We start from the raw sequence: 20,614 nt of genomic DNA on the forward strand, positions 1-20,614 counted from the left end.
CACAAATTTAAAACGTTATAGACTCATTTTTTTCGGTACCGTTTGAAACCGGTACATCGATTTGCTCTTGGGGTGCCGTTTCTTCCGGGGCAGTTTGATCGAAAAGATCGGTGATACTTTGATTATTTTCTACAGCAGGGGATTCGCTTTCCCTCGGCGGTGTCATGACCTCTTTGAATTGAGGAATGACGATCCCTCTGCGTTTCATAATCTTGTAGATGATACGTGAACGGTTTTTGACGTACTTTTGGCTCCCTGTCGGATCGTATTTGATCGGATTGGGCAGGACCGCCGCCAGACGCGCCGCTTCTTGTCCCGTCAGGTTTTTGGCGCTTTTATGGTAATAATGGCGTGCCGCCGCTTCGATTCCGAATATACCGTCACCCCATTCAGCGACGTTGAGATAGATTTCCAAAATACGCCGTTTGGAGAGGGCATGTTCGATCCGCCAGGTGATGATCGCCTCTTTGATTTTGCGTACCGGATTTTTGCTCGGAGAGAGGTAGAGATTTTTAGAGAGCTGCTGGCTGATGGTGCTTCCTCCGGCGACGGAGCCTTTTTTGAGACTCCGCTCCAGCGCCTGCTCCATCCCTGTTACGTCAAATCCGTCGTGATTCCAAAACTTGTCGTCTTCTCCGATTAACACCGCTTTGATCACGTTCGGGGAAATTTGTGACATGGAGACCCATTTTTGGGTGATTTCCATGTCCCGGTTTTCATCGGCCCACTCGTTTTGGCGGTATTCCATAAATGCGGTCGGTATAGGACGGATATCTTTGAGATCATCAATGTTGGGATAGATGAAATAGCGTCCGATGTCGATAGCCCCCGCCAGGAGTAAAAGGAGAAGGATAGTTTTGAGTTTTTGCATATTAATGATCCGTATTTAGGGTAGGGAGATGCCACCCCTTGATATAGGCGGCGAGCCGCAGTGTGATGGCGATAAAGGCTACAATCGCAACGCTCAGTGTCGACAACCCGATCACTGCCGAAAATACAAGGAGCAAAATCGAGACGATCAGTGCGATGGAACCGTAAAAATCGCTTACGAGTACGGCAGGGACCTGATTGATGAGGATATCACGCAGAACCCCTCCTCCAATTGCGGTGAGGAAGCTTAGGATAATAACACCGAAAAAATTGAACCCTGCGTCAATCGCCAAAAGCGCTCCGGTGATACTGAATGCGACAAGACCGATCGTGTCGCTGATGACAAAAAGCCATTGTCGTTCAATCTGTTCCCGGTGGTAAAGACGAAAGGCGAAAGCGATGGCGATAGTGGTTAAGACGGTAATGGCAGGATAGTATTCGTTAAACGCAAACGGGGTTCGGTCCAAGATGACGTCACGGACTACTCCTCCGCCCAGTGCGGTAAGCGAAGCGGAGATAATTATGCCGAGGAGATCGAGGTTGCTGCGAACCCCTACAAGAAAACCGCTGAGTGCAAAGGCGATAATACCGAGAATGTCGGCAAAAACAACGAGATTAAATTCAGACATTGGGTGCGCGGTAGTTTTCTTTAAAACTGACGTAGCGCTTTGCGGAAGCATACAGCTCGGCAACCTCTTCATCGGTAAGCTCACGAACCACTTTTGCAGGGCTTCCCATGATTAAAGAGCGGGGAGGGAATACTTTGTTTTTAGTCACCAGCGCTCCCGCGCCGACGATCGATTCTTTCCCGATGACGGCACCGTCCAAGATTGTCGCACTCATTCCGATCAGACACGCATCTTCGATGGTGCAGCCGTGCAGCATGACGCGATGGCCGACGGTAACATCGTTGCCGATGATGGTAGGGTAACCGTCGCTCATATCGTCGCGCTTGTGATGGGTGACATGTACCATACTCAAATCCTGGATATTGCTGCGATCCCCGATCTTAATATAGTGGACGTCTCCGCGAACGACGCATCCGAACCAGATACTGACGTCTTCTCCCATTGATACCCGTCCGATGACATCGGCGGAGGGGGCGATCCAGACCCGCTCTTTCATATCCGGAGTATAGTGTAGATAATTAGCGATCATGGAAATCCTTGATTAACTCTCTTTGAATAGCCGTGCCGTAAGCTGCTGGACATAATTCGGAGTCTGTTTTTTGACCGAATTATACACTTTGTTGGTATGGGTTTCAGCGATTTTATGACTATCGATCAGATTGCCGGGCTCATGTTTCACTTTGACGTAGCTGCCGTCGTTTTGCAGTTCGTATGCGAGAATATTGTCCGATGTCTGAAGCTGTAAAATTTGAATCAGTTTGTTACTGATCTCTTCTCCTTGAATCGGCGTGAGCAACTCGATGCGTCGCAAAAGATTCCGCGGCATCCAGTCGGCACTCGAGATATAGGTTTGCGGCGTTGAGTGTTTGAAATAATAGATACGGGCGTGTTCGAGGTATTTTCCGATGAGCGAGATGACACGAATGTTTTCACTCACACCCGGAACCCCAGGACGAAGACAGCAGATTCCGCGAATAATGAGTTCGATTTTTACACCCGCCTGAGAGGCTTTATAGAGCGCTTTGATAATATCTTCATCGACTAGGGCGTTCATTTTGGCGATAATCACCCCCTCGCTTCCCATACGGGTTTCGTTTTGAATCAAGGAGAGGACTTTCGGTTTGATCTGCGTCGGAGCCATATAGAGTTCGTGAAGTTTCCCTTTTTTACTAAATCCCGTGAGGAAATGGAAAAAACGGGTCATATCGTGGGTGATCGTATCGTTGCTGGTCATGTAGCTGATATCGGTATAGATCGTTGCGGTAGAGGGGTTGTAGTTCCCCGTACCGATGTGGGCGTACTGTTTAAGCTTGCCGTCGACGCGACGGGTAATGAGTGCCGCTTTGGCATGTACTTTGAACCCGGCAATACCGTAGATAACGTGTGCCCCGGAGTTTTCGAGTGCTTTTGCCCAATGAAGATTGTTCTCTTCGTCAAAGCGTGCCCGCAGTTCAACCATAACGGTGACCTGTTTGCCCGATTCGGCAGCGTTGATCAGCGATTGCACGATCGGCGATTTGGAACCGGAGCGATAGAGTGTCATACGGATGGAGACGACCTCGGGATCTTTGGCCGCAATCTGAATCAAACGTACGACCGGTTCAAAGCTTTCAAACGGATGATAAAGGAGCAAATCTTGTTTATCCAACGTCGCATAGAGGCTCTCATCGGTGTCAAGCGGCGGAAGATTGCGCGGTTTGAAACTCGGAGTGGTCAAATGGGCAAAATCTTTGTTTCCGACCACCTGCCATAGGCTTCCGAGGTTGAGATAGGTTTGGAAACGGTAGATGTCATCTTTGTAAACATTGGCATGGCGGTTAAAGAAGTTCAAAAGATCATCATCCGCGTGGACACTGAGTTCAAGGCGTACCAATTCCCCTTTTTTACGAAGTTTTAGACCCTCTTCAAGAATCTCCATGAAATCGTCCGCTTCCTCTTCTTCGATCGCGATATCGGCATTGCGGGTGACGCGGAAAGCGGCGAATTTGATCAGCTCATAGCCCGGGAAAAGGTCTTGGATATGTTCGGCGACGATACTTCCGATCGGAATATAGATACGATTGTCGATTTCGACGAAGCGGGGAAGGACGCGCGGAATACGGATGAGGCCGTAACGCTCAATCGTCGCATCGTCTTTATCGCGGAGTTTGACGATTTGCCCGAACCCGAGATTATTGAGGTGGGGAAACGGATGGGTCGCATCGATGGCGATCGGAATAACGACCGGATAGATGTTTTCATGAAAATATTTGTCGAGGTATTTGCGCTGCTCGGGAGTGGCCTCTTTGTACGGCTTGAAAAAAATCCCCTCTTTTTCCAGCTCTTTCATAATCCCCTGCAGACAGTATTCGACCTCTTCTTGCTCTTTATGGAGATATTCGCGGATGCCGCGTAGTTGATGAAGCGGCGTAAATCGGTCCGCTCCGGAGACGTTGACACCGGCGCTGAAGAGTTTTTTCAATCCTGCGACACGGATCATGTAGAATTCATCCAAATTGGTTCCGTAAATCGCTAAAAATTTAAGCCGCTCAAATAAAGGGAGCGATTCATCCTGTGCCTGTCGCAAAACACGGGTATTAAATTGGAGCCATGACAGCTCGCGATTGATATAAAGTGCTGGGTCTTTGTAATTATTTGGCATGTTTTCTACTAGTTTTGGTTTTAAGTTAACGGGATTATATTATACTTATCGTTACAAAAAAGGAACTTGATGTCTATATTTCAAATTTTAATGTTTGCGGCGACCCTTTTTTTCGCCTATCAGATCTTTCGGCACGTTCAAAACCTGGACGATGCTCAGCCTCACAAAAAGGAATCTAATATCGTCGATACGGCTGTTTTCAGTGCTTCGGCTTTGGTTGAAGAGGCCGATAACGCTTATCAGCGCGGCGAGTTAGATCGTGCCAGAACCGCTCTTGAAGAGGCATCGCGTATCGAGAGCGAAAATCCTGAGATTTTAAATAAACTCGCATTTATCACTGCAAAAACGGGTGATCGGCTTAAAGCGATAGAACTGTATGAACAATCGTTGGAACTCGATGAAAACGATGACCTGACCCATAATGCCATCGCTTCGCTTTACCGTGCGGAAAATGCATACGAGCGTGCACAGGACCATTACCTCAAAGCCATTGAAATTGATGATACGTATCCCCAGACGTTTTACAACTACGCCAATCTATTGGTTGATATGGATGAGGTTGAGAAGGCCAGAGGAATGTACAAGCGCGCTCTTGAGCTCCAAAGCGATTTTCCGGAAGCGCGCGAAGCGCTTCTTTCATTAGGAGCACACGTATGATTGATGATCAGGCCCGTCTCGCCGTATTAATCGATGCGGACAACTCTCAGCCCTCCATTATCGCCGGGCTTATGGATGAGATTGCCGCTCACGGCATTGCCAGCGTCAAGCGCATTTACGGCGACTGGACCGATACGAAACTGAAAGGATGGAAAAATGCCCTTCTCGAACATGGGCTTCATCCGATGCAGCAGTTTGCCTATACGACGGGAAAAAATGCGACCGACAGCGCCATGATCATCGATGCGATGGATCTGCTCTATACGAAAAACTTTGACGGTTTCTGTATCGTCTCCAGTGACAGCGATTTTACCCGTCTGGCGAGCCGTATCCGCGAATCGGGGATCAAAGTCTACGGATTCGGGGAGCAAAAAACACCCAAAGCGTTTATCGGCGTGTGCGACAAATTCATTTACACCGAAAACCTTCGCCGAGACGCTAATCATAAAGAGCCGGTCGGGACAAAAATCAAACCGGACAATAAAGCCCTTTTGGCTTTGGTGCGCAACGCGGTCGAGGATACGACCAATGAAGCGGGATGGTCGTATCTGGGCTCCATCGGACAAAATCTTATCAACAAATCCCCCGAGTTCGATCCCCGAAGCTACGGCTTCAAAAAACTCCTTGATTTGATTGAAAGTCTGGGGGAATTTGAGTTTAAATTTTCCGATCCCCTTTCGGGTTCGCAGGCGGTACATGTCAGGCTGAAACGGCACAAAAGGAGTTATGAGAAATGACGGTACAGGAAATTTATACGTATCTTGACGGACTTTCCCCATTCGCGACGCAGGAGGGATGGGATAATTCCGGTCTTTTAGTCGGCGACTTTGCCCAGGAAATTACGCATGTTGTCTTGAGTATCGACATTGATGAAGAATTAATCGAAACGATTCCCGAGAATGCCCTTTTGATCACCCATCACCCGGTTATTTTCGGCGGACTTAAACAGCTGCAGTTTAATCAGTATCCGGCTAAGATTCTTATGCCCCTGATCCGCAAAAATATCACCAATATCGCGATGCATACCAATTTCGACCAAACGCATTTGAACGATTACGTCGCGACTGAAGTCCTCGGATATCCCATTATCGCCAAAGAGGGGTTTGTCGCGTATTTGGGGGTGGATGAACCCTACGATGCGTTTGCCGAAAAAATCAAAACGGCACTGGGGCTTCCCCATACCCGCGGCGTCAAATGTCATGATCATATCCGAACCTGTGCTTTGGTGACCGGATCGGGCGCATCCCTGATGCGCAATATCGAAGCGGAATGTTTTTTGACGGGCGACATCAAATATCATGATGCAATGGAGGCCAAGGCACTCGGTTTATCAATGATCGACATCGGACACTATGAGAGCGAACGCTATTTTGGCGAGGTTTTAGGGGGCTATTTGGAAAAATTAGGATTGAGTGTTATAATTTCACCATCTAAGAACCCCTTCACCTATCTTTGAGCTAAAATTAGGTAATCGTGTAACTCCAAAAGGAACCGTATGAACAAACACCTTGAACAATTAATCGAGCTCTCTCATGTTGATAAAGAGATCGACGCATTTGAACCGCAAATCGAAGAAGCGAATCTTCAGTATGATGCACTTTTAGCGACTAAAAACAGTATCACAAATGAAATCAATGCTTTGAAACAAGAGATCAAAGACGAACAGATCAAAAAGCATAAAAATGAGCTTCATTTGGCGGAACTTTCTGCAAAACTTGAAGAGAACAGCAAAAAAAGCAATGAGGTAAAAACCGAGCGCGAAATGAAATCGCTTCAACTCGAAGAAGAGATTGCAAAAGAGCAAGTGAGCTTTGCGAACGAAGAGATTGAGCGATTGGAAAAATTGATCGATCACAAACAAAGTAAAATTGACGAGCTTGAAGCAAAAGCAGCTGAAATCGACGGAACTCTTGCAGGTGTAAAAGCGGATGTCGATGTTAAATTGGCACGTATCGATGAAGAACGCAAAGAAGTTTTTGCACGCAAAGAGGCGTTGGTAGGTGCGATGAACCAAAAAGGGTTGTCATTTTACCAAAAAATTCGCCGCTGGGCTAAAAACACGACTGCCGTTGCGGTACGTAATCAAGCGTGTATGGGATGCTATATGGCGATCAGCGATAAAGTCTACAGTGACGTTATCAAAGGCGAAGAGATCACCATGTGTCCTCACTGCGGTCGTATTTTATTTTTAGAGCCTTCTGACGCTATCGGTGCGTAACGTAGTATTCGACCTGATTTATACACTGGTTGCGGCGTTTTTTTACGTCGCGGCCCTGCCTCTTTTAATCCTCTTTTCGTTTAAAAAGAAATATCGCGATTCAATTCCGGCACGCTTTTTCGGCATTAAAAATCCCCCGTTTCAACCTCATGACATTTGGTTTCATGTGTGTTCATTCGGGGAAGCAAAAGCAATCGCTCCAGTTTTGGAGAAATTGAAAGATAAAAAAATCGCGATCAGTGTTATTACCCATACGGGATATGAGGCGGCGTCGAAGTATGCGGCTCAGGTACGTTACCTGCCGTATGAGTTATGGCTGTGGTTTTGGATCGAGCGTCCCAAAACCGTTGTGGTCCTGGAAGCGGAGTTTTGGTATCTGCTGTTTCGTTTAGCTTCGAGAAGAGGCGCTCGCGTTATTGCACTCAACGCTCGGATAAGCGATCGAAGTTTCTCGAAGTATTACCGGATGCGATGGTTTTATCGGATTTTATTATCGCAATGCGATCGTGTCTTTTGCCAAAGCAGCGAGGATATGGTCCGTTTTATCGCACTGGGTGCCAGGAATGTCGAAGTCGTCGGAAATATCAAGCTTGCTCAAAAAATCGAGTCGAATAAACACTATCCGAAGCCTAATGGATTGCTTATCGTTGCCGCAAGTACCCATGAGGGGGAAGAGGAGGGGATAATTCGGGGATTTATGGCATATCGTGAGCATAACCCCTCCGCCAAACTTTTGGTGGTTCCGCGTCACCCCGAGCGGTTTGCCAAAGTAGGAGAGTTGATTGCGAAAACGGCACCGAAGATGACTCTTTCACGTTGGAGTGAATCGCAAATGATTACGGAGGATATTACCCTTATCGATACGATGGGAGACTTGAATAATCTCTACGCCATAAGTGATGTAGTGGTGTTGGGGGGTGCTTACGCTCCTATCGGGGGGCATAATCCGCTGGAACCTGCGACATTCGGATGTAGGATCATTTCGGGGATGGAGATATTTCACCAGAGGGAACTGTTTAAATATGTCTCTCACGTGCAGTTTACGTCAGTGGAGGGGATTGCGGAAGCATTGAAAAATGCTGAAACGATGCCCCCGTCACAGATTAACGGAAGCGTTGATCTGAAAAAAGTACTCAATTATTTAACGGAGAAATAAAATGGAAAAACCAAAAGCGTATAAGCTCCTGGCGGAGCAAGAGGGGATATCCAACTCTGAGGCCAAATCACTGATCGACCGCGGTTTGGTTTATGTCGGAAACAGCAAGGTGATGATCGCGCGGGGCGAGATCAGCCCCAAAACGGTGTTTATCGTCCAGAAAGTGGAAAAAGTACGTCCGATCTTTGAAAACGACGATTTGATCGTTGTCGATAAACCGGCATTTGTCAACTCCGATGAGATCGAGCGGCAGTTCAAAGGCTCGCAGCTTCTCCATCGCCTGGACCGTGAAACGAGCGGGGTATTGATGCTGGTAAAAAACGAAGAGTTTCGTCTAAAAGCGATTCAAGAATTTAAAAAAGACAATGTCTATAAAGAGTACGTTGCATGGGTAGAGGGGTTGGTGAGTGAGCCGTTTGTGGTAGACCAGCCGCTCATTACTGAGAAAAAAGGGAATAAAGCCTATACCAAGGTTGCCAAAAAAGGCAAACCCGCCATTACCGAAGTAACCCCTTTGGAAGTTTCGGGTAAAAAGACCAAAGTACAGCTCATTATCCATCACGGCCGTACCCATCAAATCCGTGCCCACATGAAATTTGCCCAGCACCCGATTATCGGGGATGAGAGCTACGGCGGACGGCAGTCGAAGCGGGTGATGCTTCATGCGAAAAAGGTGACGTTGCTCGGGCAGACTTTTGAAGCGCCGGAACCGAAAGTTTTCGGACATTTCGGGAGTTAATGTTTTTTGTCCTTTTCTTTTTAGAAAAGAAAAGAACGAAAAGAAAAGCGCCGCTCAAACAGAACGCTACCAGCCGTTTTGGCACTACTGCCAACGGCTGGGCTCTAGGTGTGTTTTCGCGGCATTATTTATAAAATTCCCGTGATCCAATACAAAGAGCCGTTCCGAAGGCAGTAGTGCCGAGAGGAACGAGCGCCTTTGGATCACGGTATGCTCTTTTGCTACTTTTCTGGCTAAACAGAAAAGTAGTAGACGATAATAAAGTCTAAATCAAGAAAAAATTAAGTATAATTCGAAACTTTTTATACCCTGTAGAGCTATTATTTAGGAGTTGAAGTGTTTGATACACTAACCGAATCGTTTACATCAGCCATACGAAAAATCCGTTTTCACGATGATGAAAAGGCGTTGACCAAGGCACTCGGCGAGCTTAAAAAAGCGCTTTTGAAAGCCGATGTAAATCACAAGGTCGTTAAAGAACTGATCGATTCGGTTGAGATTCAAACCAAACAAAACGGTGTCGGGAAAGATCAATTCCTCGATGCTCTTCGAAAATCGCTCTATGCCCTTTTGGATGTCAAAGGTAAATCGGGATTTGTCTACGCTCCGGTAGCTCCGACCGTCATTTTGATGACCGGTCTGCAGGGTTCGGGTAAAACGACGACAACCGGAAAATTGGCGAACTGGCTTAAAACGCGTCAGAAAAAACGGGTTTTGGTCGTTGCGGCCGACTTGCAGCGTCTAGCGGCGGTTGAGCAGCTTCGTCAAGTGTGCGGAGCCATCGATGTCGAACTTTATGCCGATGATGCGACAAAAAATCCGGTTGAAGTGGTCAAAGCAGCACTTGAACATGCAAAAAAAGTGTTAGTCGATGTCGTATTGATCGATACGGCGGGGCGGCTTGCAATCGATGATGAACTGATGGGAGAGTTGGCGGAAGTCAAAGCGGTTGCCAATCCGCATGAGATTTTCTATGTGGCCGACTCTCTCAGCGGTCAGGATGCGGTCCGTACCGCCGCGACGTTTAACGAAAAGATCGGAATCGACGGTGTTATCCTCACCAAATACGACGGTGATTCCAAAGGGGGCGTGGCTTTAGGTATCGCTTCTCAGATTCAGGTACCGCTTCGCTTTATCGGTGCGGGTGAAAAAATGGAAGATCTCGAAATCTTCCTCCCTGATCGTATCGTCAACCGTCTTATGGGATTGGGTGATATCGAAGGTCTTGCCGAGCGCACCGCGTCGGTAATCGACGAGAAAAAAGCGAAAGCTTTGACCAAAAAAATCAAAAAAGGGGAGTTCAATTTTAACGACTTCCTGGAGCAGATGGAAAGCCTCAAAAAAATGGGGAGCATGAAATCGATTATGGGTATGATCCCCGGAATGGGCGGCATGGCTTCGGCGCTCAAAGATTTCGATTTGGAAAATTCGACGCAGCTCAAACAGATCAAAGCTCTGGTGTCGTCTATGACGGTGAAAGAGCGCGAAGATCCGGAACTCTTGAATAACAGCCGTAAAGCCCGTTTGGCAAAAGGGTGCGGCTTGGATATCATCGAAGTGAACCGTATTTTGAAACAGTTCAAAAATGCCTCTAAAATGGCAAAACGGTTCTCAGGAAAACAGGGGATGAAGGACCTTCAGAGCATGATGGGTCAAATGCAGGGTGCGCGTTTACCGCGTTAACTTTGCACGTGTAAAATGCTAAAGATTGCACTCAAAAGAGTTCAGTCTTTAGCATTTGAAGCGGCTTAGAGGTTTTTCTTTTACTTTTGTGGGTAAAACACTCTTCTAAGCTTCTTGGTGCAAAACAAAAACATTAAAAGGACACACAATGGCAACAGTCATCCGTTTAACCCGTATGGGTCGTAAAAAACAACCTTTCTACCGTATCGCGGTAACCGATAGTCGCAAACGCCGCGACGGCGGTTGGATCGAATTGATCGGGTACTACAATCCGATGACAGACCCTATCACTACCAAAGTAGATGAAGAGCGTCTTAACTACTGGTTGAGCGTCGGTGCTCAAATGTCAGACCGCGTTAAAAAAATTACCGGTAAATAATCATGATCGCGGACTTCGTCGCAGGATTTGCCCGGTTAATAGCCTCTTATCCCGAAGAGATTCGGGTAGAATCGCATGAAGGCGACGAAGTGACCGAAATCGTTTTGTATGCCAATCAGGCGGATGTGGGCAAGCTGATCGGAAAAGAGGGTAAAATGATCGGTGCGATCAAAACCGTCATTTCCGGTTGCAAAGCCAAAGACGGAAAAAGTTACCGAATCAATGTCGAACCGCTTTCGTAATTCACCTTCGCACGATTTGCTCCATGTCGCCACTTTGGGCCGCACTGTCGGTCTAAAGGGGGACATGAAACTCAATCTCTCCACTGATTTCCCTGAACAGTTTATTCCCAATGCCACCTTCACTCTTGATAACGGCAAAGAGGTAACTCTCTCTTCGTATAACCCCGATCGAGAACTCGTTCATCTTAAAGGGATCGATACGCCCGAAGCGGCTAAGGCATTGACCAATGCGAAACTCTTTACCACTTTTGAGGCGACGCGTGAGCGGTGCAACTTGGGAGAAGGGGAGTTTTTCTGGTTCGATCTTCTCGGCTCTAAGGTCGTAGAGGGTGAATCGGTTTTGGGAAAAGTTCAGGAGATCGAGCGGATCGGACCGTTGGATTATCTGTTGGTCGCAACCGATCCTTCTTTGGTTTCCAAAGGGATGGCGGCTACCTTTTTAATCCCCTACATTGACCGTTTTGTTCTAGGCACCGATGCAACCGCAAAAGTGATAACCGTAGAGGGCGGATTGGATCTGCTGGAAGCGTCATAATGCGTTTTACGTATGTGACTATCTTTTCCAATTTAATCGAAGGATATTTCCAAGACTCTATCCTAAAGCGGGGCATCGAGTCGGGGAAATTTTCGGTCGGCTATCTCAATCCCAGAGATTTCAGTACGTCAAAACATCATAAAGTTGATGATACCGCCGCCGGCGGAGGGGCAGGGATGGTGATGACCCCCCAGCCTTTGTTTGATACACTAAAAACGCTTGATGACGATGCGCATATTATATTTGTTGCTCCCGTCGGAAAACAGTTTACCCAAAACGATGCAAAACGCCTTGCGACCAAATCGCATGTCGTTTTTGTCAGCGGACGGTATGAAGGGATCGATGAACGTGTCGTGGAGCGCTTCGGTGACGAAGTGTTCAGCATCGGCGATTACGTCCTCACCGGAGGGGAGCTTCCCTCTTTGGTAATGACCGATGCGATCGTCCGAAACATTGACGGAGTGTTGGGAAATAGCGAGTCTTTGGAGTATGAGAGTTTTGAGACGCCACTTTTGGAAGCGCCTTCATTCGGAAAACCCCCTGCATATGAGAATATGCGTGTTCCATCAGAATACTTAAAGGGAAATCACAGTAAAATTCGTGCACTAAAATCGTCTCTGTCTGAATGCAAAACAAAATACTTCAGGCCGGAGCAGCTTCAAAAGCATAAAATAAGGACATCTTATGAAAAATAAGTACATTGCAAGTTTCGAGCAAGCACAAATCGCTAGCAAAAACGTTCCTGAGTTCCGCGCAGGTGACACTCTTCGTTTGGCAGTAACCATTACCGAGGGTGAAAAATCACGCGTTCAAAATTATGAAGGTATCTGTATCTCTATCCGTGGAGAAGGTACTGGTAAAACTATTACTGTACGTAAAATCGGTGCTAACGGTGTTGGTATCGAGCGTGTATTCCCAATCTACAGCGACAGCCTCGAGAAAATCGAAGTTCTTCGCCGTGGTCGTGTACGCCGCGCTAAATTGTTCTATCTTCGTGATCTTGCCGGTAAAGCAGCACGTATTAAAGAAATTCGCCGCAAATAATCCCTCTTGCCGCGCTTTTGCGGCAAACTCTTCTGAACTTTCCAAAAAACTTTTTTATTTTAAATAAGACGAAACAAGCTAAAGCTCATTCCCCTTTTAATGCCCGTTCAATATCCCGTTTAATACTTTTCTCTTTCAGGTCGTCACGTTTGTCATAGAGCTTTTTTCCTTTGACGATCGCAACCTGCATTTTGGCGATATTTCGGTCATTGAAATAGATGCTGAGCGGCACAAGGGTAAATCCCTCTTTCTCGACCGCTTTGAACATCTTGTCGATCTGTTTTTTATGGAGGAGCAATTTGCGGCTTCCCCGCTCTTCGTGGGCATAAAATCGGTGTGTCGTATCGAGGACTCCGATATGAACGCCGAATACGAACGCTTCGCCCCGTACGATTTTGATAAAGCCGTCTTTGAGATTGACCCGTCCGGCGCGGAGCGATTTGACTTCAGAGCCTTTGAGAACGAGACCCGCTTCGAATTTCTCTTCGATGTAGTAGTCAAAAAAAGCTTTTTTATTAGTGGCTATATTTTCGCCCACGCATATATCCTTGAAAATAATTATCGAATGATAACGTAGATAACCTTTTAGGCTTCGAGTTTGATTTTACCTACTGCGTAATTATGGACTAAGGCTTGGATTAGGTTTTGATATCCGATCCCCATCTCTTTGGACTTGGCTTTAATAACCGCTAAATCGCTGACGGAGAAGCGGATAGTAGTTTGTCGTTTTTCCTGCAAAGATTTGGTGTATTTCGCATTGTTTTGATACGCTTGGCGCTCTTGCGGCGAGAGGGGATTGCTGACCCACTCTCCGTTTTCTATTTCGTTTAGAAGCTCATTTTCCTCTTGGTCGAGGTAGATCGGTTCATTTTTCATTTTTTGTGCCTCCGTAAGCAGCATTCAGTTTTCGGCTGGGAATAATCGATTTTAAAAATATTTCCTCTTCTGTTTCGACAAAAGGGACATACCAGATATATTCATCAATTTCGATGACGAAAATCTGTTGGTTAGGATACTTTTCCGTATTAGGATGGATATATCGTTCGATGATCTCATCTTTCTCGATCTTCTCCAATACCTGTTCAAAACTGATATTTCGTTGGAGTTGGAGGAGTTGGTTTTTCTCTTCATTCCAACGAATAATTTTGGACATGACTATCCTTTCATTTTATATCCGATTGTAACAAGTTGTAGATGTATTGTCAATACAAATATAGATATTGGTTTCTTTTAATAGTTGTTTTTTGGATATTACTAGAGCGAAGAGATGCTCTAGTTCATTTATGCAGAGAGGCCAATATTATTGAGCTGCGACCAGTTTAGGTCTTTCTACGATTTTATCTTTAGCGTAAGATTCTGTGATGTAGTTTGTTGCACTGAATACAACATCGCGAATAACATTATCAAGAGCTACATTTTTAGTAACGCTCCATCCTCCGCCAGCAGCTCCACCGAAACCTCCAAATCCCCATGAACTTTTTTCGCTATCTGCTTTGAAGCTTTTTGAGTCACCCATTTCCAAAGTTGACGGGTTCATAGTGAAAAATTCGACACCAATACTGGCTTTAGAGGTGTTTTTACTGAAAAGCCCTACGATAGGAATAACTCCACCAGCAATTGCTCCACCCTCTTTACTGACATCAACCGATGAAATGGTACCACTAATAATTAAGTCAATTTTAGGAGGTTTGACCTCTTGACCTGTAGCTGCTAACATTTTTTTCATTTTCTCAAATTGTTCCAAATCGACAATTTTGAAACATTTGCTCTCTTTAATAGCATTTGTCAACATGCTTTTTACGCCTGTTCCTATTCCTTTAACATTTCCCTGACCACTTGCCAATGCAGCTAAAGCGGCGAAACCGCCACTTGGGACACCAGTGTCTTGACAGGACTGCGCTTTGCATTCGATATCGTTGATTGCTATAGAAAGGGTAGGTGCTTCACACTTATTGACTGGCACAGCGATCTCTTGAACTTTTGTGTTTTCATCTGCTGTAGCCAGTGTTGCGCACATGGCAAGAATTATAACACCTATTGTGATTTTATTCATTAAATTTAACCTCCTGAAATTATTCTACTAATTATAGTTAATAATCTAATTAGAAGCAAATTCATTTGTTTTGATAGCACGGCTTATTCATTTTACACTATATTGTGCATTCGTTCGCCCTGAGCTTGTCGAAGAGCAAAAAAGTTCATGGTTCGACAGGCTCACCACGAACGGCAAATATCAGAATGAATAAGCTGTGGTTTTGATAGTGAGTTCTTTTATATCTGTTTTGAAGAGACAAAGTGAAACACATATTGATTTTGATTGAAGCTATTTGATTCTAAAAAAACTGCTTCCGCTGCCGGAGAAAAACCAACCCTCTTTTTCGGAAAGTTCGCTGTAGCACGCAAGAGCGGAGGGATAAAGGTCATTGGCCTCTTTGGGACTCATGAAAGCGAGAATATCACGTGACGGGGTCGATTCTAACCTAGCGGCTTCTTCAGCGCTTATCGGCGCGTAAAGATGCTCGCGATAGTAGCGGTAGACAGAGGGGGTGCTGATCTGTATGTCGGGTGTAACCACTTCGAAATCAATCAACGGTTCATCAAAGCGCTCAACAACCTCTCCGATACCGCTGACATTGGCAGACTCATAGCCGTAAACGAAAAAGGGGACATCGGCACCGATATGGGAAGCGATTTCAGCAAGTTCGTTGAGACTCAGCCCGAGCTCCAGCTCCTCGTTGCACATCGTTAAAAAAGTTGCGGCATCGGAACTGCCTCCCCCAAGGCCGGCGAAAGAGGGGATTTTTTTGTCGACGCATACGGCATGGCTCTCAAAAAAGGAGGAGAGTTTATCCGAGCGGGTAACGGCGAGAAGATGTTTATACGCTTTATAGATGGTATTGGCATGGACTTCACAGTCAAAGCTTCCCCGTATTTCAAACTCGGGAGTAGCTTTTTCTTCAAACCAGAGGGTATCAAAGAGGTCTTTTACCCGCATAAACCGGGAACTCAGCGTATGATACTCTCCCCGCATCCCGGTAATTTTAAGGAAAATATTGACTTTGGCGTAGGCACGGTAACGGATCATAATCGTAATTTTTGTGCAAGCTGCTGAAGGAGCGATTCATCCTGATGAGAGGAAGCTTCTTTATTGGAATCTTCTACGGCACGAACCAATTCGCTTCGCAGTACCCGAATGTTGTGAGGTGCGTCAATACCGAGTTTGACGACCCCTTTTTCGATGGAGACCACTTTGACGGTAATTGTATCGGCGATAATGATAGATTCTTCGGCTCTGCGGGAGAGAATCAGCATGCTTCAACCTTATTGAGAATATAACGGACACCCTCGGGGGTGATCTCCAGTATCGAGATAGTGTCGCCGTTGTCGATCCAGTAGGTTCCCTCTTCTTGAATCTCGAAATCTTCACGAAGAAGGGGCTGTCCTAAAAGCATCGTTTGCAATGTGCCATTATAGCGGTTTTTGGTTAGCGCAAGGGAAGATTTAATATCGAGCTCTTTTTCATTTTCGAAAATGAATTGCCCCTCATTAAGGCGTTCCAACGCAGTGAGCGCACCGTTGCATCCAAGATGTTCGGCAATAATTTCACCGAGTGAGCGGATATAGCTCCCTTCCGATACGGTCGCTTCAAAGGTGACAAAGGGGTGGCAATAGTGTTTGAAGGTAAGGTCATAGATCGTCGAAGTGATGGCGCGTAAATCAACCTCTTTCCCCTCACGGGCCAATTCGTAGGCTCTGCGCCCCTCAATCCGCTTGGCACTGTATTTAGGGGGCAGATAGGTGAGCTCTCCGACAAGAGAAGCAAAAATAGCCTCGATTTGTTCTACACTGACAGGTTGGATTTCATCTATGGTTTCAATTTTTTCGATATCGAGGGTCGGGGAGTAGGCTCCCAGCCAAAGAGTGGCCCGGTAGCGTTTCGGGGTTTTGTTTAAAAAACGAAACAGACGTCCGTGGTTTCCGAATGCGATGATCAAGACCCCTTTGGCAAACGGATCGAGAGTGCCGGAATAGCCCGCTTTTTTAACGCCGTATTTGCGTTTTAGTCTGCCGAGCAGCTGGTTGGAACTAATACCGGAGGGTTTGTAGGCAACGAAGAGACGATTCATGAGTGTTTAGAGCTTTTCGACGAATGAGGCGAGAATGTCCCGTTTGTTGCCGCCGAAATTGATACTGAGTTTAAATTCGCGTCCCGCTTTGCTGACCCCCTCGACCCGTCCGGCACCGAAGATTTTATGGCGAACCAAATCCCCTTTTTTATAGGAGGTATTTTTCTCCAGGATCAAAGATCCTTCGCACAGCCCCGCTTCATTGATAAAGCGGCTTTTTTGCAAATCGGTACGGCGCCCTTTGTAGAAGCGGCTGTTGACGTTGGAGAGGGTGAGATTGCTTTTGGCTCGAGTGATAGCGACGTATCCCAGTCGGCGTTCCTCTTCGAGATCGCTTCCATCCCCGATAAGGGGAAGAAATCCCTCTTCGAGGCCGATAACGAAGAGATGTTCAAATTCGAGCCCTTTGGAGGCATGAATACTCATAATGTAGATGCTCTCCCCCTCGACCTGATCTTGTTCGCTTTGCAAGGTGATGTCATTGAGAAATTCAGCCAACGAAGCCTCAGGATTTTGTTTGACATAATCACGGAATAGCCCGTAGAACTCATCGACATTGGCGATTTTTTCGGCTTCGTCGGGAAGTCCTTTTAGGGTCTCTTTGATCTTGAAGCGCTCTTCGAGCAAATCGATAAATCGGTAAATGGCTTCTTCGGAAACGCGGCGAAGTTCCAGTATCTCGGCAACGAAATCTCTCAGCTCTCCGGCACTCTTTTTCCGAACCAGCCCTTCAAGGTCACTGTCACTGAGGGTAGAGATAAATTCGAACATCGATTTGCCCGCCTCGATGGACGAGAGCTCGATTTTATCGATCGTCGCTTTCCCCAGTCCCCGTTTGGGTTTGTTGATGATTCGCTTTAATGAGAAGTTGTCATGGACATTGGTGATAACCCGTAGATAGCTGATAAGGTCTTTGATCTCGGCACGGTCATAAAAGCGCAGACCGCCGACAAGTTTATAGGCGACTCCGGTACGGTTAAGCCCCTCTTCGAGTGAGCGGCTGAGTGCATTGATCCGGTACAGCACGGCGATTTCATTCGGACGTACCCCTTTGGAAATAAGTTCCTTGATCGCTTTTGCGATTTTTTGGGACTCTTCGCTTTCGTCATTGGAGGTGATGGTCTGAACTTCGTCTCCTCCCGTTTTGGTAGCGATCAACGTTTTGCCCAGGCGGGAACGGTTGTGTTCGATCAGGGCATTGGCTACGGTGAGGATCGGCTGGGTCGAGCGGTAGTTATGCTCCAGCTTGACGACCATCGCATCGGCAAAATCCTGATCGAATTCGAGGATATTGCGCACATGCGCACCCCGCCATCCGTAAATGCTCTGATCGTCATCCCCGACGACACAGAGGTTGTTATGGGTCGTGCAGAGTTTTTGAAGCAGACGCAACTGCAACTCATTCGTATCTTGATACTCATCGATCATGATATAGCGGTATTTCTCGGAGGTCTGAGCACAAAGATCGGGATTCTCATCGAGCAGTTTATAGGTAAGGCAGAGCAGATCGTCAAAATCAACGAGATTGTTTTTTAGTAAATACGCTTCGTACTCTTCGTAGATTTTGGCAATATGTTTGTAGTTAGTCAGCTCGGCTTGCGCATACGCCTCTTCCGGATCGATCAGGGAATTTTTATAGCGGGAAATTTCAGATGCGATCAATGCGGTCGGAAGGTCGGCGTTGATCTTTTTGATGATCTTTTTTTTGTCGTCGGTGTCGATCACGACAAAATTATTGGCGCGTCCGAGGAGATGAATATGAAATTTTAAAAACAGCAGACCGAATTTATGAAAGGTACACAGCAGCGGAGGGTAAGAGTTTTGGGTTATCAATCCCATCGCCCGTTCCCGCATCTCTTTGGCCGCTTTATTGGTAAACGTCAGGGTAAGGGTATTTCCGGCGGGAATGCCCACCTGATCAAGCAGATAGGCCAGACGGGTCGTAATGGTTTTGGTTTTTCCGCTCCCCGCTCCCGCCAAAATGAGCAAAGGTCCGTCGATCCGTTCGACCGCACTGCGCTGTGCTTCATTGAGGTTTGAGAGAATTTCATCCATACCGTTTTTGCCTTACTCGTGTTTATAGTTCATTTATTATAGCCCAAGTTTTCTGTTATTAAAATTCCGTTGACAAAATGTGGTAAGAATTTGAGTCTTCGCTCTTGCATTGGTTATAATAACGGGTTATAATACTGCTATTCATTCAGCTTATAGGAATTATTATGTTAAAAGATTTTGCCAAACTAATGACGTTTCTGACGGTAGTGCGGGAAAAAAGTTTTTCGAAAGCTTCGGCAAAACTCGGCATCTCTCAGCCTGCGGTAACGCAGCAAATCAAATTTATCGAAGATTACCTCGATACCCGTGTGGTCGAACGCAAAAAGAACGGGATTAAACTGACCAAAGAGGGGGAAGACCTTTACCGCATCGCAACAAAACTGGAAAAAGCGATTCAGGTTTCCGAAAAAGAGGTCTTAAAGATCATTAACAAAGAGTTCACCTTTATTGTCGGCGCATCGTATGCGATCGGTAACTATGTCCTCCCTTCCTATATCGGGCAGCTTAAAGACAAGATCAATAACGAAGTTCATATCCGTGTTGCATTTTCGGAGGAGATTATCGATCAGCTTTTGGATAAAAAGATCGATATCGCACTCATCGAATCGCCGGTATTTAAAGACGGGTTGATCTACCGCGAATGGGAAGAAGACGAATTGGTTATTTTCTCGAACCAGCCGATCCCGAAACAGCTTCGCAAAGAAGATATGTATAAATTTGACTGGATCTGCCGTGATGAGAACTCACACACCCGCAAATTGACCTCCGAAGTCTTCGAAGAGATCGGAGTCGAGTGTTCAAGTTTCAGCGTAATCGGTGTGGTTGCCAGCTCAACGGCGATCAAAGAGACATTGATGCGCTCGCCGAAAGATGCGGCGCGTCCGGTCGTATCGGTCATTTCGCGTCATGTTATCAGTGATGAGGTGGAAGAGGGTAAACTGTTTGAGGCGCGGATCAAAAACTACAAAATCAAACGCAAGTTTTACATCGTCTACAGCAAAGAGCGTAAGCACGACGCCTTTATCGACAACGTCGTCACATATCTGCTGGGATTAAAACTGTAACGCTATAGGAGCTAAGCCCCTATAGCTACGATAACTCTACGTTTCCCTCGGCGGGAAGCCCACGTGCAGTAAACCGCACTTCACTATCTTCAATTATTACACTTTTAAGACTATTTTTTCTTCAAAAACTTCTGATTTTCAGGGTTCGAGAGCAGGGCGCTCATTGAGTTCTGAACCCCTTCGTGCTTTTCGATATTAACAATGGGATGCTGCTCTTGCGGGAGTGCCAGATTGACAAATGCCGGTGTGTCATCCACGATGATTTGGACAATGGAGAGGAGCGGTACGGAGACAAAACTGCCGATATTCTCTTGACCGAATCCCGCTTCGAAGATAAGTGTATCGTTTTCGATACGGGCGCTTTCGAAGGTGTATCCGGCTAAAAAGAAGAGGGTCATAGATCGAAATTCGTCATTGAGATGTTTCGGGAGAGGGGGATCGAACGTAACGTGTTCGATCTTGCATAAAATACCGAAATTCTGGTCATTCTCAAAAAGATAAATAAGCATTTCACGGATATGATTTTCCATCAATCGTGCAAATGAGGAGCTTTTAATAATGTCGAATAACATGAG

26 protein-coding genes are annotated in these 20,614 nt (G+C 46.2%); 13 read left to right on the forward strand and 13 right to left on the reverse strand.

Translation table 11 applies throughout. The features are described 5' to 3' along the window. Nucleotides 1–7: 7 nt before the first annotated feature. The 4 genes from mtgA to SULKU_RS02480 are packed head-to-tail and all read right to left on the reverse strand — an operon-like array spanning nucleotide 8 to nucleotide 4,140. Entirely contained in the window at nucleotides 8–871 is an 864-nt protein-coding gene (gene mtgA, locus SULKU_RS02465) for a monofunctional biosynthetic peptidoglycan transglycosylase (RefSeq protein ID WP_013459349.1), read from the reverse strand. 1 nt (nucleotide 872) lies between these two features. Next, nucleotides 873–1,499: a trimeric intracellular cation channel family protein gene (locus SULKU_RS02470; protein WP_013459350.1), complete on the reverse strand. Its 627-nt coding sequence runs from the start codon at nucleotides 1,497–1,499 to the stop codon at nucleotides 873–875. Further along, nucleotides 1,492–2,028, reverse strand: a complete 537-nt coding sequence (locus SULKU_RS02475) for a gamma carbonic anhydrase family protein (RefSeq protein ID WP_013459351.1) — start codon at nucleotides 2,026–2,028, stop codon at nucleotides 1,492–1,494. Before SULKU_RS02475 ends, SULKU_RS02470 begins: the two co-directional genes overlap by 8 nt. Nucleotides 2,029–2,040: 12 nt before the next feature. After that, complete coding sequence (locus SULKU_RS02480; protein ID WP_013459352.1) at nucleotides 2,041–4,140, reverse strand: RNA degradosome polyphosphate kinase; 2,100 nt, start codon at nucleotides 4,138–4,140, stop codon at nucleotides 2,041–2,043. A 69-nt stretch (nucleotides 4,141–4,209) separates the two neighbouring features. On the opposite strand from SULKU_RS02480, the gene SULKU_RS02485 reads away from it, so the two are divergent. From SULKU_RS02485 to rplS, 12 genes are all read left to right on the forward strand, one after another. Continuing rightward, nucleotides 4,210–4,797, forward strand: a complete 588-nt coding sequence (locus tag SULKU_RS02485; protein WP_013459353.1) for a tetratricopeptide repeat protein — start codon at nucleotides 4,210–4,212, stop codon at nucleotides 4,795–4,797. Next, the gene (locus SULKU_RS02490) at nucleotides 4,794–5,534 is read left to right on the forward strand and encodes an NYN domain-containing protein (protein ID WP_013459354.1); all 741 of its coding nucleotides are present in this window, start codon (nucleotides 4,794–4,796) and stop codon (nucleotides 5,532–5,534) included. Before SULKU_RS02485 ends, SULKU_RS02490 begins: the two co-directional genes overlap by 4 nt. After that, nucleotides 5,531–6,253, forward strand: a complete 723-nt coding sequence (locus SULKU_RS02495) for a Nif3-like dinuclear metal center hexameric protein (RefSeq protein ID WP_013459355.1) — start codon at nucleotides 5,531–5,533, stop codon at nucleotides 6,251–6,253. The genes SULKU_RS02490 and SULKU_RS02495 overlap by 4 nt, the downstream gene beginning before the upstream one ends. Nucleotides 6,254–6,292: 39 nt before the next feature. Continuing rightward, nucleotides 6,293–7,015 carry a zinc ribbon domain-containing protein gene (locus SULKU_RS02500; protein ID WP_013459356.1) on the forward strand — a complete coding sequence of 241 codons (723 nt, stop codon included), beginning with the start codon at nucleotides 6,293–6,295 and terminating at the stop codon, nucleotides 7,013–7,015. Beyond that, a complete protein-coding gene (gene waaA / locus SULKU_RS02505) occupies nucleotides 7,008–8,171 on the forward strand; it encodes a lipid IV(A) 3-deoxy-D-manno-octulosonic acid transferase (RefSeq protein WP_013459357.1) in 1,164 nt (387 codons plus the stop codon). Before SULKU_RS02500 ends, waaA begins: the two co-directional genes overlap by 8 nt. A gap of 1 nt (nucleotide 8,172) precedes the next feature. Continuing rightward, a complete protein-coding gene (locus SULKU_RS02510; protein WP_013459358.1) occupies nucleotides 8,173–8,910 on the forward strand; it encodes an RluA family pseudouridine synthase in 738 nt (245 codons plus the stop codon). Nucleotides 8,911–9,246: 336 nt separating this feature from the next. Continuing rightward, a complete protein-coding gene (ffh, locus tag SULKU_RS02515; RefSeq protein ID WP_013459359.1) occupies nucleotides 9,247–10,593 on the forward strand; it encodes a signal recognition particle protein in 1,347 nt (448 codons plus the stop codon). A 148-nt stretch (nucleotides 10,594–10,741) separates the two neighbouring features. Further along, a complete protein-coding gene (gene rpsP / locus SULKU_RS02520; RefSeq protein WP_013459360.1) occupies nucleotides 10,742–10,972 on the forward strand; it encodes a 30S ribosomal protein S16 in 231 nt (76 codons plus the stop codon). A gap of 2 nt (nucleotides 10,973–10,974) precedes the next feature. Next, complete coding sequence (locus SULKU_RS02525) at nucleotides 10,975–11,214, forward strand: KH domain-containing protein (protein WP_013459361.1); 240 nt, start codon at nucleotides 10,975–10,977, stop codon at nucleotides 11,212–11,214. Next, complete coding sequence (gene rimM / locus SULKU_RS02530) at nucleotides 11,195–11,749, forward strand: ribosome maturation factor RimM (protein ID WP_013459362.1); 555 nt, start codon at nucleotides 11,195–11,197, stop codon at nucleotides 11,747–11,749. Before SULKU_RS02525 ends, rimM begins: the two co-directional genes overlap by 20 nt. Continuing rightward, a complete protein-coding gene (gene trmD / locus SULKU_RS02535) occupies nucleotides 11,749–12,444 on the forward strand; it encodes a tRNA (guanosine(37)-N1)-methyltransferase TrmD (RefSeq protein ID WP_013459363.1) in 696 nt (231 codons plus the stop codon). The genes rimM and trmD overlap by 1 nt, the downstream gene beginning before the upstream one ends. Beyond that, complete coding sequence (gene rplS / locus SULKU_RS02540; RefSeq protein WP_013459364.1) at nucleotides 12,434–12,793, forward strand: 50S ribosomal protein L19; 360 nt, start codon at nucleotides 12,434–12,436, stop codon at nucleotides 12,791–12,793. The genes trmD and rplS overlap by 11 nt, the downstream gene beginning before the upstream one ends. An 85-nt stretch (nucleotides 12,794–12,878) precedes the next feature. Here the strand turns inward: rplS and smpB are convergent, their stop codons facing one another. The 8 genes from smpB to SULKU_RS02580 all read right to left on the reverse strand — a co-directional run bounded on the left by smpB (nucleotide 12,879) and on the right by SULKU_RS02580 (nucleotide 18,975). After that, nucleotides 12,879–13,331 carry an SsrA-binding protein SmpB gene (smpB, locus tag SULKU_RS02545; protein ID WP_013459365.1) on the reverse strand — a complete coding sequence of 151 codons (453 nt, stop codon included), beginning with the start codon at nucleotides 13,329–13,331 and terminating at the stop codon, nucleotides 12,879–12,881. A gap of 47 nt (nucleotides 13,332–13,378) precedes the next feature. Continuing rightward, entirely contained in the window at nucleotides 13,379–13,669 is a 291-nt protein-coding gene (locus tag SULKU_RS02550; RefSeq protein ID WP_013459366.1) for a hypothetical protein, read from the reverse strand. Next, on the reverse strand, nucleotides 13,659–13,946 hold the full coding sequence (locus tag SULKU_RS02555) for a BrnT family toxin (protein WP_013459367.1): 288 nt from the start codon (nucleotides 13,944–13,946) through the stop codon (nucleotides 13,659–13,661). The genes SULKU_RS02550 and SULKU_RS02555 overlap by 11 nt, the downstream gene beginning before the upstream one ends. Nucleotides 13,947–14,093: 147 nt before the next feature. Beyond that, entirely contained in the window at nucleotides 14,094–14,846 is a 753-nt protein-coding gene (locus SULKU_RS02560) for a CsgG/HfaB family protein (RefSeq protein WP_013459368.1), read from the reverse strand. Between the two features lie 270 nt (nucleotides 14,847–15,116). Further along, nucleotides 15,117–15,878 (reverse strand): 4-(cytidine 5'-diphospho)-2-C-methyl-D-erythritol kinase, encoded by a 762-nt coding sequence (locus SULKU_RS02565; protein WP_013459369.1) that lies wholly within the window; start codon nucleotides 15,876–15,878, stop codon nucleotides 15,117–15,119. Then, nucleotides 15,875–16,105 carry a carbon storage regulator CsrA gene (csrA, locus tag SULKU_RS02570; RefSeq protein WP_013459370.1) on the reverse strand — a complete coding sequence of 77 codons (231 nt, stop codon included), beginning with the start codon at nucleotides 16,103–16,105 and terminating at the stop codon, nucleotides 15,875–15,877. Before csrA ends, SULKU_RS02565 begins: the two co-directional genes overlap by 4 nt. Then, nucleotides 16,099–16,920 carry a tRNA pseudouridine(55) synthase TruB gene (gene truB, locus SULKU_RS02575; RefSeq protein ID WP_013459371.1) on the reverse strand — a complete coding sequence of 274 codons (822 nt, stop codon included), beginning with the start codon at nucleotides 16,918–16,920 and terminating at the stop codon, nucleotides 16,099–16,101. The genes csrA and truB overlap by 7 nt, the downstream gene beginning before the upstream one ends. Before the next feature lie 6 nt (nucleotides 16,921–16,926). Further along, nucleotides 16,927–18,975, reverse strand: a complete 2,049-nt coding sequence (locus tag SULKU_RS02580) for an ATP-dependent helicase (RefSeq protein WP_013459372.1) — start codon at nucleotides 18,973–18,975, stop codon at nucleotides 16,927–16,929. 164 nt (nucleotides 18,976–19,139) lie between these two features. Between SULKU_RS02580 and SULKU_RS02585 the strand changes: the two genes are divergently transcribed. Continuing rightward, the gene (locus SULKU_RS02585) at nucleotides 19,140–20,039 is read left to right on the forward strand and encodes a LysR family transcriptional regulator (protein ID WP_013459373.1); all 900 of its coding nucleotides are present in this window, start codon (nucleotides 19,140–19,142) and stop codon (nucleotides 20,037–20,039) included. A gap of 110 nt (nucleotides 20,040–20,149) precedes the next feature. Here the strand turns inward: SULKU_RS02585 and SULKU_RS02590 are convergent, their stop codons facing one another. Continuing rightward, nucleotides 20,150–20,611: a hypothetical protein gene (locus SULKU_RS02590; protein ID WP_013459374.1), complete on the reverse strand. Its 462-nt coding sequence runs from the start codon at nucleotides 20,609–20,611 to the stop codon at nucleotides 20,150–20,152. Nucleotides 20,612–20,614: the final 3 nt, after the last annotated feature.

It is taken from the genome of Sulfuricurvum kujiense DSM 16994 (genome assembly GCF_000183725.1).
GTDB lineage: Bacteria > Campylobacterota > Campylobacteria > Campylobacterales > Sulfurimonadaceae > Sulfuricurvum > Sulfuricurvum kujiense.